This window comes from Borreliella americana (genome assembly GCF_032595795.2).
Classification (GTDB): domain Bacteria; phylum Spirochaetota; class Spirochaetia; order Borreliales; family Borreliaceae; genus Borreliella; species Borreliella americana.
This window is the reverse complement of sequence record NZ_CP132449.1, coordinates 335,242-347,652: the sequence shown is the minus strand read 5'-3', so window position 1 is coordinate 347,652 and position 12,411 is coordinate 335,242. Positions and strand designations below refer to the sequence as shown.

The 12,411-nt window shown below is 30.5% G+C and carries 10 protein-coding genes and 1 pseudogene; 3 read left to right on the top strand and 8 right to left on the bottom strand.

The genetic code is table 11. From position 1 onward, the window contains the following. Positions 1 to 19: 19 nt before the first annotated feature. Together rplM and rpsI are read left to right on the top strand one after the other, a co-directional pair. Positions 20 to 460 (top strand): 50S ribosomal protein L13, encoded by a 441-nt coding sequence (gene rplM / locus QIA00_RS01665; protein WP_316257101.1) that lies wholly within the window; start codon positions 20 to 22, stop codon positions 458 to 460. A 19-nt stretch (positions 461 to 479) separates the two neighbouring features. Then, positions 480 to 890 carry a 30S ribosomal protein S9 gene (gene rpsI, locus QIA00_RS01660; RefSeq protein ID WP_004790427.1) on the top strand — a complete coding sequence of 137 codons (411 nt, stop codon included), beginning with the start codon at positions 480 to 482 and terminating at the stop codon, positions 888 to 890. A gap of 67 nt (positions 891 to 957) precedes the next feature. Here the strand turns inward: rpsI and eno are convergent, their stop codons facing one another. After that, on the bottom strand, positions 958 to 2,259 hold the full coding sequence (gene eno, locus QIA00_RS01655) for a phosphopyruvate hydratase (protein ID WP_316257100.1): 1,302 nt from the start codon (positions 2,257 to 2,259) through the stop codon (positions 958 to 960). Positions 2,260 to 2,398: 139 nt separating this feature from the next. Between eno and QIA00_RS01650 the strand changes: the two genes are divergently transcribed. Then, positions 2,399 to 3,130, top strand: a complete 732-nt coding sequence (locus tag QIA00_RS01650) for an early set domain-containing protein (RefSeq protein ID WP_301427583.1) — start codon at positions 2,399 to 2,401, stop codon at positions 3,128 to 3,130. A 21-nt stretch (positions 3,131 to 3,151) separates the two neighbouring features. Here the strand turns inward: QIA00_RS01650 and QIA00_RS01645 are convergent, their stop codons facing one another. The 7 genes and pseudogenes from QIA00_RS01645 to QIA00_RS01615 all read right to left on the bottom strand — a co-directional run bounded on the left by QIA00_RS01645 (position 3,152) and on the right by QIA00_RS01615 (position 12,399). Then, entirely contained in the window at positions 3,152 to 4,123 is a 972-nt protein-coding gene (locus QIA00_RS01645) for an ATP-binding cassette domain-containing protein (protein WP_316257099.1), read from the bottom strand. Further along, on the bottom strand, positions 4,124 to 4,996 hold the full coding sequence (locus QIA00_RS01640) for an ABC transporter ATP-binding protein (RefSeq protein ID WP_316257098.1): 873 nt from the start codon (positions 4,994 to 4,996) through the stop codon (positions 4,124 to 4,126). A gap of 11 nt (positions 4,997 to 5,007) precedes the next feature. Continuing rightward, positions 5,008 to 6,057, bottom strand: a complete 1,050-nt coding sequence (locus QIA00_RS01635; protein ID WP_316257096.1) for an ABC transporter permease subunit — start codon at positions 6,055 to 6,057, stop codon at positions 5,008 to 5,010. A 12-nt stretch (positions 6,058 to 6,069) separates the two neighbouring features. Then, a complete protein-coding gene (locus QIA00_RS01630) occupies positions 6,070 to 6,990 on the bottom strand; it encodes an ABC transporter permease (RefSeq protein ID WP_316257095.1) in 921 nt (306 codons plus the stop codon). 366 nt (positions 6,991 to 7,356) lie between these two features. After that, a pseudogene (locus QIA00_RS01625) lies at positions 7,357 to 8,981 on the bottom strand (peptide ABC transporter substrate-binding protein). A gap of 139 nt (positions 8,982 to 9,120) precedes the next feature. Then, complete coding sequence (locus QIA00_RS01620) at positions 9,121 to 10,707, bottom strand: peptide ABC transporter substrate-binding protein (RefSeq protein ID WP_316257094.1); 1,587 nt, start codon at positions 10,705 to 10,707, stop codon at positions 9,121 to 9,123. 120 nt (positions 10,708 to 10,827) lie between these two features. Next, positions 10,828 to 12,399: a peptide ABC transporter substrate-binding protein gene (locus tag QIA00_RS01615; RefSeq protein WP_316257093.1), complete on the bottom strand. Its 1,572-nt coding sequence runs from the start codon at positions 12,397 to 12,399 to the stop codon at positions 10,828 to 10,830. Between the last annotated feature and the right edge of the window lie 12 nt (positions 12,400 to 12,411).

The window sequence follows — 12,411 nt, the reverse complement described above, 5'->3', positions numbered from 1 at the left end:
GTAAGGGTAATTCGCTATTATGAATAAAATAACCAATAATGTTACGATTTGGATCAAGCCAAAGACTGTTGAGAAAAAATGGTATGTAATTGATGCAGCAGATAAAATTTTAGGTAAAGTTGCTGTGGATGTTGTTAAAATTTTAAGAGGCAAACATAAAGCTTATTATACTCCTCATCAAGATTTAGGCGACAATGTTATTATTATTAATGCTTCTAAAGTTAAGCTGACTGGGAAGAAATATCAACAAAAACTTTATTATAGGCATTCAAGATATCCGGGAGGTCTTTATTCTGACACTTTTAGAACATTGTCAGAGAGAAAGCCTTGTGCACCTCTTGAGATTGCTGTTAAGGGTATGTTGCCAAAAGGTCCTTTGGGGCGTGATCTTTTTAGAAATTTAAAAGTCTTTCCTGGTTCAGAGCATACTCTTAAAGCTCAAAATCCTATAAAGCTGTAAGCTAATTTAGAGAGGTAAAATGAAAAAATCAAATTTTAGCAATGTTAATTTATCAATGGGAACTGGTAGGAGGAAATCTTCTGTTGCTAGAGTTTACATTAGAGAAGGTAGTGGCAATATCAAAGTAAATAATAGAGATTTTGACTCTTACATCCAACTTGAAAATTTAAGGACAATGGCGTTATCGCCTTTGGTTTTGACAAATACACTTGGAAAATATGATCTTTATATTAATGTTTATGGGGGAGGGATTTCAGGTCAATCGGGGGCAATAAGGCATGGCATTTCAAGAGCTCTTTTTGAGCTTGATGAATCTAATAAGATGATTTTGAGATCCAATGGGTTTTTAACAAGAGATTCAAGGAAGGTTGAACGTAAAAAATTTGGGCAGAAAAAAGCGCGAAAAAGTTTTCAATTTTCCAAAAGATAATTTTATTTTTTTACACACTCTACATTTTTATTTAATTTAAAAAAAATCCCTGTAAAAGGGATTTGATTTATTTTTGTTTAATAGAATAAAAGACGCTTTTCCCGTGGTATTCAGCAGTTGTTTCCAATTCTTCTTCTATTCTTATGAGTTGATTGTATTTTGCTATTCTATCTGTTCTTGATAGTGAACCAGTTTTGATTTGTCCTGTTCCAAGAGCTACTACAAGATCTGCTATTGTCGTATCTTCTGTTTCTCCTGATCTATGGGAGACTATTGCTGTGTAGCCTGCTTTTTTGGCCATTTCCACAGCTTCAAATGTTTCTGTTAGTGTTCCAATTTGATTGACCTTAATAAGGATTGAATTAGCAACTCCCATTTCGATTCCTTTTTTAAGAAACGAAGTATTTGTTACAAACAGATCATCTCCAACAAGCTGTATTTTGTTTCCAATTTTGTCTGTAAGTTTTTTCCATCCATCCCAATCTTCTTCAGCCATTCCATCTTCAATTGAAATAATTGGATATTTTTCTACCCACTTTGCCCAATATTCAACCATTTGTTCTGAAGTAAGTTCTTCTTTTGTTGACCATTTAAGTACATATTTTTTTGTTTTTGGATCATAAAGCTCAGATGTTGCTGGATCAAGAGCTATTGCAATGTCTTTTCCAGGTTCATATCCCGCCTTCTTTATTGCCTCTATAATCATTTCACAAGCTTCTTCATTTGATTTTAAATTTGGAGCAAATCCTCCTTCATCCCCAACAGAAGTTGCATATCCTTTGCCACTTAGAATGCCCTTTAGCGTATGAAAAACCTCTGCTGCCATTCTTATTGCTTCGCTGAATGTTTTTGCTCCTACTGGCATTATCATGAACTCCTGAAAGTCAACAGAGTTGTCAGAGTGTGCACCACCATTAATAATATTACACATAGGTGTAGGTAAAATGTTGGCCTTGTACGCTCCAAGATATTGATAAGGCTTAAGTCCAAGATACTTTGCAGCAGCTTTAGCTGTAGCCATTGAAACTGCCAGGATTGCATTAGCACCAAGCTTTTCTTTTGTGGAGGTGCCATCAAGTTCAATCATTTTTCTGTCGATTGCAACTTGATTTAAGGCGCTCATACCTTCAAGTTCTGGGGCAATTATGTTTTTTATATTTTCAATTGCCTTTAAAACTCCTTTTCCCATATACACAGACTTATCACCATCTCTAAGCTCAACAGCCTCATTAATTCCTGTTGATGCGCCTGATGGTACGGCAGCTCTTCCGCAAGTTCCATCTTCTAAAATGACATCAGCTTCAACTGTTGGATTCCCTCTAGAATCAATAATTTGTCTGGCTTTGATTTCATAAATATGAAAACCCATTTTTTGTACTCCTTGTATTATTTACTTTAATGTATGTTTTTAGTATAATGTTAAAAAGTTTAAATGTGTAGTATTTTGCCAAAAGAATTATTATTGTGAGCTTTATGTATAATCTATGAAAGAAAGGTGTTTGTATTTATTGGTTTTTGTAGCTTTATGTGTTAACAATCTTTTTTCAGATGATTATTTAATTTATGATTTCGATTTAAGTTTAAACGAATTTCTAGAAGTTTCAACAAGAAAAGACAATCTTAAACCTATGGTTGATTCCAATCGTATATTGTTGTTTTATCCTCCCAATAAGGAAATTAGAAAAATTTTTGCTGCCTTTGACTTTGATCAATATTCTAAGAAATATTTATTCAAAAAAAATGAGCATGGAGTTTTTTTTGTTAAAGTTAATATTCCTCATGGCACAAGCAATATAAAATATAGGCTTATTGTAGATGGTGTTTGGACTAATGATGAGTATAATAAAAATGTAGTTTATAATGAGGATTTAATCCCATTTTCTAAAATTGAAGTTGCTAAAGAGAAATCCAGTTATATTTCTTTGAGAAATCCAATACAATCATATGATAACAATGAAATTGAAATTTTTTATATAGGTCGTCCTGGACAAATAGTCACAATAGCTGGTAGTTTTAATAATTTCAATCCTTTTTTAAATAGGCTTGTTGAAAAAGAAGATAATAAGGGAATTTATACTATTAAGCTTAAAAATTTACCCAAGGATAGAATTTATTATTATTTTATCGATTCTGGTAACAAAGTAATAGATAAAAATAATGTTAATAGAATTAATTTATACTTTGTTGAAGGGATTGATAATAAAATAGATTTTGAAGTCTCTTATTTTGACCATAAATAAGTTTTTAAATTATTTATTCATCTATTTATTCATCTCATCAAAAAGGTATTTAGATACAAAGTGATCTTTTTCTACTTCTTCTAGTTTTGGATGTACTTGGGTTGATAAATGAATTTTCCTAATGTTTGCTAGAGTTTGTTCGTCCAGTTTTATATTTTTATTTTTTCTTTTTTCGGGGTTGATTTCAGGAATTGATGCTATTAGCATTTTGGTATACGGATGAATTGGATTTGAAAATAACGTTTCTCTAGGCGCAAGTTCTAGGATAACTCCAAGGTACATTACAGCAATTTTATCACTCATATATTTTACTACAGCAAGGTCGTGAGAAATAAATAAATAAGACAAATTAAATTCTTTTTGTAGAGTTTTTAAGAGATTTAAAATTTGAGCTCTGATTGAAACATCAAGTGCAGAAACGGCTTCGTCTAAAAGCAGAAGCTTGGGATTTAAAGCTAGGGCTCTAGCAATTCCTATTCTTTGTCTTTGTCCTCCTGAAAATTCATGAGGGTATCTGGTTAACATACTTTTATGTAATCCGACAATATCTGTTAGTTCGTTTACCCTTTGTTCTATTTCTTGTTTTGTTTTTGGAAGAATTTTGTTTTCATTATATATTTCTAGTGGTTCTGCTATTATTTCCTTTATTGTCATTCTTGGATCAAGCGAAGTATGCGGATCTTGGAATACCATTTGCATATCTTTTTTTGTTTTTAAGAGTTCTTTTTTTGAAAGTTTAGTTATGTTTTTTCCGTTAAAGTAAATATTTCCAGAAGTTGGTGTGTAAAGTTGCATTATTGAGCGAAGGGTAGTGGATTTGCCACAACCAGATTCTCCTACGAGTCCTAAAGTTTTATTTTTTTCTACCTCAAAGCTAACATTGTTTACTGCATTTACTTTTTGTTTGTTTTTCCAAAACAAAAAATCTTCTCCTATCGTGAATGTTTGCATTAAGTTTTCTACTTTAAGAATTATTTCTTTTTGATTGCTCATTTAAAACTCCTCAGCACTGTTTTTTGCGATCTTTATAGGGTTTTCTTTTATTGAATAAAGCTTTTTATTTGGATCATGTTCTAGTGTAAGAATTGATTTTAAAAGTCCAATGGTGTAAGGATGTTTAGGTTTGTTAAATATTTCCTCTACTGTTCCTTCTTCTACAATTTTTCCTTGATACATTACAGATACTGTATCACAAATTTCAGCAACAACCGCAAGATCATGAGTTATAAATATGGTAGAAGTATTGAATTTTTTAGATAGGTTTTTGATTAATAATAATATTTGTTCTTGGATTGTAACATCAAGGGCTGTTGTCGGTTCATCTGCTATTAGTAAGGATGGATGACAGCTAAGAGCCATAGCAATCATAACTCTTTGTCTCATTCCTCCTGAAAATTGATGTGGGAAATGTTTGATTCTCTCTTCTGCGTTTACAACGCCAACCGTTTTTAGCATTTCTATTGCTTTTTCTTTGGCTTCTTTTTTCCCTAATCCTTGGTGTAAGATTATTGTTTCTTCAAGTTGAGTTGATATTCTTAAAAATGGGTTTAATGAAGTCATTGGGTCTTGAAATATCATTGATATTTTATTCCCTCTAATTTTCAAAAGTTCTTTTTCGCTAAGTTTTAGCAGATCTTGATTTTCAAATAGTATTTCTCCACTTTTATATACTGTTGTAAGTTCTGGTAATAATTTTAAAATAGCCATACTTGTTACGGATTTTCCACTTCCAGATTCTCCAACAATAGCTCTAATTTCTCCTCTTTTTACAGATAGGTTAACATTGCTTACAGGATGAATTGTTGTATGTTTTAATCTAAACTCAACTGTTAAATTTTTTATTTCCAATATATTTTCTTTTTCCATTCAATTTCTCCTTAGATACTATCTTTTGGATCAAAAGCATCCCTTAACCCATCCCCCAAAAAGTTCATAAATAATAGAAATATTGTCATAACTATAGCTGGAATAAAAACTTTCCATGGATATTCAACAAATGTAGCAATTCCATTTTGCACTAATTCTCCCCAGCTTGTCATTGGAGCTGAAATTCCAAGTCCCAAAAAGGATAAAAATGCTTCAGCCATAATAAAGCTTGGAACCCTTATTGTTGTGAATATAACTATCATTCCAATGCTATTAGGGATCAAGTGTTTTAAGATTATTCTTTGATTTGTTGCGCCAAGGGTTTTGGCTGCTTGTATAAATTCCGAACTTGATAGTGATTGTACTTGGCCTCGTACAACTCGAGCTACTGTTAACCACGATACAAATGCAAGTGCTATGAATAAGCCGATTATACTTCTTTCCATTATTGCCATTAATATTATTACAATAAGTAAATAGGGCAATACATAAAGAATTTCGATTGTTTTAGTTATTATTTTGTCGGGCAATCCTCCAAAAAATCCTGCTATGGATCCAAGGATAGTTCCTATTATCATAGACAAAAAAGCTCCAATAAATCCTACAGAAAGAGAAATTTGACTACCTTGTATTAATCTTGCAAGCAAATCTCTTCCAAGATTGTCTGTGCCAAGCAAATATACTCTTTTATGTATTTTTACTTCCTTTTTATCTATTATTTGAACTTCATTTTCTATTTTTCTTTTTATATCTTCGAGTTTTTTTAGTTCTTCTTCATTTATTTCTCTTTTTTCTTTTTTTGCTAATTTTTCAATAAATTTTTTTTCTTTATTATACCAGAGTTCTCCAGCAGCCTGGAAAGACGGTGGCAAATCAGAATGCTCTACTATTTGAGTATGGTATTTATATATTGGCAATATTGGTTGCAGAATGGCAATTAAGATATAAAATCCAATTACAAAAAGACTGCCAAATGCGAGTTTATTTTCTTTAAATCTTGACCAAGCTCTTCTTTCGAGTTTAGAATTGTTTTCTTCATTTTGTTTTTCAAGGCTATTCATTTTGATTTCCCCTTATACTCTTGGATCTAATATTTTATATATAATATCTGATATTAATATGGAAATAAGCAGTATTATTGAATATACTAACAATCCTCCCATTAATACTGGGTAATCTCTGTTTAGCGCGGATTCTGTTATAAACATTCCCATTCCAGCAATTCTAAATATTTTTTCAATAACCACGCTTCCAGATATTATAGCAGCAAATGCTGGGCCTATATAGCTTACTACAGGTAACATTGCTCCTCTTAACATATGCTTTATAACTATCTTTTTGAAGCTTAGCCCTTTTGCGCGCGCAGTTCTTATAAAATCGCTTTGTATTATTTCTAGCATTGATCCTCTGATTATTCTTGCGAAAATAGCTACATTGGGCATGCTAAGAGTTATTATAGGTAAAATTAAATTTGAAAATTCTCCTCTTTCTGTAATCCATCCAGAGGTGTAAAGCAAACCCCATTTAATTGCAAAAAAGTATTGTAAAATTGGTCCTATTACGAATAATGGTATAGAAATTCCCAATATTGCTATTGATGTTATTATATAATCCACATAAGTATTTTTATAAATAGCAGCTAATATACCTATTGGTATTCCTATTGATAGTGATATAATAAGGGATATTACTCCCAGTGTAAGTGATTTTGGAAATCCCAATTTTATGTATTGACTAACTGTAAGATCTTTCTTTTTCAAAGAAGGTCCTAGATCTCCCCTTAGAGCGTTTGAAATGTAATAAAAAGCTTGAATATAAAAAGGTTTGTCAAGGTGATATTTTTCCATCAATCTCGCTTTTACTTGAGGATCAATAGGTTTTTCAGAATCAAATGGACTTCCAGGAGCCATTCTCATTACAAAAAAGCATAAAAAAATTATTACCAGTAAAGTTGGTATTATTCCTATTATTTTCCTTAAAGTAAACTTTAACATTTTTGTTCCTTTGTAAATAGATATTGATAACTTATGTATTAGTCAATTATATCATATAGTCTTTATTGTTTTTCAAGCTATAGTTGATAATTTTTGATACAATAGGAAGTTGCTTGTATTATAACGAATAATTTAATTTTAAATAAAGTGTGTTTTTTGGTTTTAATTTTTTATTTAAAATTTTGTTATTTTGATTTGAAAAGATTTTTTTGTGTAAGATTCTAAGTAAAATTATCATAGAATCTTACACATTATTTATGTATTTTTGCTTTAAACAAAGTCATTTTGCCTTAAGCTACATTTAGTCAACTTTGCTTTTAGACTTACATATTGTTTTTAATATTATATATTAAACCCTTTTTAAAATTAATTATGTTTTGCATTTTTAATTGGTTTTAATTCAGAAAGATAATAAACCTCTGATACGTTAGGATTCCATCCGGTCCATTTATCGTTTCTAAAAAGATAGTGCCCAGAATATATGTATATTGGAGCGGCGGGAAAATCTTTTTCAATTATTATTGATTCTGCTTTTCTTAGCAGTTGTTTTCTTTTTATAGGATCTTTTTCAAAATCTGATTCTCTGACTAGTTTATCAAATTCTGGGTTTGAATATCCGTATGATGCAAGTTGTGAATTTTCGCTTGTGAATATAGTGAAGTATGTGTGTGGATCTAAATATTCCCCAATGCGCCCAATTCTTATTATTTCAAAATTGCCCGTATTTCTGCTATTGGTAAGAACAGGCCAATTTTCGTTAGTAAGCATAAGGTTTATATTAGAATTTTTTTCCATTGGTTTTGAATAAATGCAGCAATTTTTTTATGAGTTTCGTTTGTATTATATTTTAACGTTAGCATTGGAAATCCTTTTCCATTAGGATATCCAGCTATTGCTAAAAGCTTTTTGGATTTTTCAGGGTCAAATAAAGCTAATTTTTTACCGTAATTGTAATTTTCAAGATCGGGGGTTATTTCTCTTGTAGGAACTGTACCATCATTTAGTACTTTGTAAGTTAAAGTTTCTCTGTCAATAGCCAAGGTTAAAGCTTCTCTAACTCTAACATCATTAAGAGGTTTTATTTTTGTATTAAATGAGTATAAATAAATTGCATTACTTTTGTGTTGATAATAGTCATTTTGTAGTTTTATTTCATTTACAATGTCCGGTGGGATGCTGTTAAAAATAGCATCAATTTCGTTGTTTTGGTACATATTGTAAACAGTCAGATCATTGTCAGACGTAATGTAGACAAGCTCATCAAGTTCTACTTCTTTTGCATTATAATAACGTTCGTTTTTTTCAAAGATAATTTTTTCATTAGGCAATCTTTTTTTTAATTTAAAAGGTCCACTAGTAACCATGTTTTCAGGATTTGTCCAATTTCTCTTATATTTTTCAATAGCATGAATAGGTACTGGCATGAATGCGTGATGTAAAAGTAATTCAAGAAAATAGGGCTTTGGAGATGTAAGTTTTATTTCCAGTATTTTGCTATCAATTGCCTTGATTCCAAGTTCAGAATCAGATACTTTGCCATCAAAGTACTCTTGTCCATTTTTTATTATTGATTTAAGAATGTCAACATGTGTAGATCCTGTTGCTTTATTTAAAATTCTTAAAAAAGATTTTCTTATTCCTTCAGCAGTAATTTCAACGCCATCGCTCCAAACAAGATTATCTCTTAGATAAAATTGATATGTTTTTTTATCTTTTGAGACTTCCCAATTTTTAGCAAGTCCGGGCTTTAGTTTTCCTGTTTTGGTATTTAATGTCAAAAGCCCTGAGAATATTTGTTCTAAAATTCTTGCTCCTATTGTTTCATCTACCAAATGTGGGTCAAGTGACGAAGGTGCTCCACCTATGTATACTTTAAATGCTAGTTTTTCTTTTTCTGAATTATTATTGCATGCAATTAAAGACACAGCAAGCATAAGTAGTGTTACTATTTTAATTTTTTTACCGATTTTTTTAGTTTCATTAAAGCTCATATTAACCTTTTCCCCAAATTAAAATTATTTATAAGTTTTAAACTATCTTTTTTTTATAATAAAGTCAATAAAAACCGTCCATAAGAAATAAATTATAGACGATTTTTATTTAATTAAATTTAATGTTATAAATTATTAATTATTTATTTTTTAATTTTAGCTGAGATAAATCAAATCTTTCTAAAATATTGGTGTTCCAGCCTGTCCATTTGTCATTTCTAAAAAGATAACTATTCCCATATATGTATATTGGGGCTATTGGAAAATCTTTTTCAATAATTATCTCTTCTGCTTGTCTTAATATGTCTTGTCTTTTTATTGGATCAAGCTCAAGATCTGATTTCTTTATAAGTTCGTTGTATTCTGGGTTTGAGTAATTGTGAGATGAGAATTGTGTGTATCCTTGTGTGAATATTTTTAAAAATGTCAAAGGATCAGCATAATCTCCTATCCATCCTGCTCTTGCTATTTCATAATTTCCGTTTGCCTTAGTGTTTAAGTATGTTGTCCATTCTTCGTTTTCAAGTTCTACATCAATATTTAAATTTTTTTTCCATTGGTTTTGAATAAATTCACTAATTTTTTTATTTGCTTCGTTTGTATTGTATTTTAATTTTAAAATTGGAAATCCATCACCATTAGGATACCCAGCTTCAGCTAGAAGGGTTTTTGCAATTTCAGGATTAAATAATTCTAAACTTTTTGCATAAGAATATGAACTAAAGTTGGGAGTTGTTCTTCTTGTGGGGGTAGTCCCGTTGTCAAGAACTTTATATGTAAGCGTTTCTCTGTCAATAGCAAGAGTTAGGGCTTTTCTAACTTTAACGTTGTCAAGTGGTTTAATGTGTGTATTGAATGCATAAAAGTATATGGCATTAACAGCTGATGAGTAATAATCGTTTCTTAATTTTAAATCTTTGATTAGATCTGGTGGTATGGCTCCAAAGATTGCATCTAGTTCTTCATTTTCATACATTTTATATGCTGTTGAGTCGTCATTTGTTGTATAAAATGTAATCTCTTCTAATTCTACTTCATTTGAGTTGTAGTATTTATTATTTTTTTCAAAGACATATTTTTCGTTAGGAATTCTTTCTTTTAATTTAAAAGGACCGCTTGTAACCATGTTCTCAGGGCTTGTCCAGCTTTGTCCATATTTTTCAGTAATATGAATTGGCACAGGAATAAATGATTGGTGTACTAACATGTCAATAAAATAAGGTTTTGGTGATTCTAGTGTTATTTCTAATGTTTTTTCGTTAATCGCTCTAATTCCAAGTTCAGAGTCAGGCACTTCTCCATCAAAATATTTTTGACCATTTTTAATTACTGATTTAACCATTTCAACGTATTTTGAGCCAGTTTCTTTATTTAAAATTCTAAGATAAGATTTTCTAATTCCTTCTGCAGTAATCGCAACTCCGTCACTCCAATTGATTTTTTCTTTTAGGTTAAATGTGTAAACTGTTCCGTCAGGAGAAATATCCCAATCTTTTGCAAGTCCCGGTTTATTTCCTCCTGTATTAGGATCTCCTGTAACAAGCCCTCTAAACATTGTGCTTATCATTTTTGATGCGACATTATCGTCTGCTAATTGAGGATCAAGACTGCTTGGCTCTGCCCCCAAGCTTATTTTAAATGATACTCCTTCTTTTTTTTTCTCATTATTACAGCAAAGAAAAGTTAGAAAAAATATTATTAAAAATAATGATTTTTGTAATTTCATAATTTTTTATACCTCCATTTTAAAGTTTGCTTTAAAATTCAACTTTAATTTCATAATTGCCCTTCTGTAGATATTAATTTTAAATCTTAATTTTAAAATTACTTATTTTACCTAATTTTATTATTTTTTAGTTTTAATATTTTCATACAAATAGCTTTCTGCAATATTTGGTACCCACCCTGTCCATTTATCATTTCTGAAAAGGTAATGGGATTTGGGTATATATAAGGGTGTCATAGGAAAGTCTTTTTCTGCTATTATCTCTTCAGCTTGTCTTAAAATGTCTTGTCTTTTTATTGGATCAAGTTCAAAATTAGATTTTTTTATTAAAGCATCATAATCTTTGTTTGAATATTTGTATGCTCCAAAAAAATGATTTTCTGTTGTAAATAAGCTTTCTAAGAATGTTAAAGGATCAAAATAGTCTCCTATCCATCCCACGCTTGACATTTGGTAATTTCCAGTTCTTCTACTTCCTAGGAATGTTGTCCACTCTTCATTCTCTATTTCTAAGTTAATGTTTAGTATTTTTTTAAATTGTTCTTGTAAGAATTCTGCTGTTGTTGGTCTTCCCCCCGATATTTTATATTTTAATGTGGGGAATCCTTTCCCATCCGGATATCCAGCTTCAGCTAGAAGTTTTTTTGCATTCTCAGGATCAAATAGTATTAAATTTTTTCCATAAGAATAATCATCAAATTTTGGAGTTAGATTTCTCGTTGGATCTGAACTTCCCTTTAAAACTACTTTAGTTAAAGTTTCTCTATCAATAGCAAGAGAGATGGCTTGTCTAACTTTTAAATTGTCTAGTGGTTTTATTGTTGTATTGAATGCTATGTATGCCATTCCGTTTTTTAACCCAGAATAATAATCATCTCTTATTTTAATTTCTTCTAAATTATTCTTTTCTGCTCCTTGTAGAAAATCAATTTCACCGTTTATGTACATATTGTAAGCAACGCTACCTTCTGTTGGGTAAAATATTACTTCATCAATTTCTACATTTTTTGCATTATAGTATTTTTCATTTTTTTCTATTACTATTTTATCGTTAATTAATCTTTCCTTAAGCTTGTATGCGCCACTAACAACCATATTTTCAGGGTTTGTCCAATTTTCTCCATATTTTTCAACAATATGCATTGGAATTGGTATGTATGCTGCGTGTGTTAGCATATCAGGAAAATAAGGCTTTGGAGATGTTAATGTTATCTCTAGGGTTTTGCTATCGATAGCTTTTATGCCAAGCTCAGATTCAGGTACTGTCTCATCAAAATATTCTTGTGCGTTTTTTATTGTAGATTTTACCAAATTAGCATACATTGCAGCTGTTTTTTTATTTAAAATTCTTAGATATGATTTTTTTATCTCCTCAGCAGTAATGGCAACCCCATCGCTCCAAACTATATCTTCTCTTAGGTTAAATGTATAAATAATTCCATCCTCAGAAATATTCCAACTTTTTGCAAGTCCTGGTTTATATTTTCCAGTTTGAGAATCTTTTACCGCTAGGCCTAAGAATAGGTTTGCAATAATATTGCTACCGTAAAGGTCTGTTGAGAGTTGAGGATCAAGTGACGATGGCTCGGTTAAGTTTGATACTCTAAAAACGATTTTTTCTTTTTTAGCATTATTAATACAGGCTATTAAAGAAAAAATTATTAGCATTAAGGCTATTTTTGTATATTTCATGGGATTTTCCTT

Bases quoted from the DNA above. Each gene is read 5' to 3' on its own strand.
- QIA00_RS01635 (WP_316257096.1), bottom strand. From the start codon at position 6,057: ATGAATAGCCTTGAAAAACAAAATGAAGAAAACAATTCTAAACTCGAA.
- QIA00_RS01620 (WP_316257094.1), bottom strand. From the start codon at position 10,707: ATGAAATTACAAAAATCATTATTTTTAATAATATTTTTTCTAACTTTT.
- QIA00_RS01615 (WP_316257093.1), bottom strand. From the start codon at position 12,399: ATGAAATATACAAAAATAGCCTTAATGCTAATAATTTTTTCTTTAATA.
- rpsI (WP_004790427.1), top strand. From the start codon at position 480: ATGAAAAAATCAAATTTTAGCAATGTTAATTTATCAATGGGAACTGGT.
- QIA00_RS01630 (WP_316257095.1), bottom strand. From the start codon at position 6,990: ATGTTAAAGTTTACTTTAAGGAAAATAATAGGAATAATACCAACTTTA.
- eno (WP_316257100.1), bottom strand. From the start codon at position 2,259: ATGGGTTTTCATATTTATGAAATCAAAGCCAGACAAATTATTGATTCT.
- rplM (WP_316257101.1), top strand. From the start codon at position 20: ATGAATAAAATAACCAATAATGTTACGATTTGGATCAAGCCAAAGACT.
- QIA00_RS01640 (WP_316257098.1), bottom strand. From the start codon at position 4,996: ATGGAAAAAGAAAATATATTGGAAATAAAAAATTTAACAGTTGAGTTT.
- QIA00_RS01645 (WP_316257099.1), bottom strand. From the start codon at position 4,123: ATGAGCAATCAAAAAGAAATAATTCTTAAAGTAGAAAACTTAATGCAA.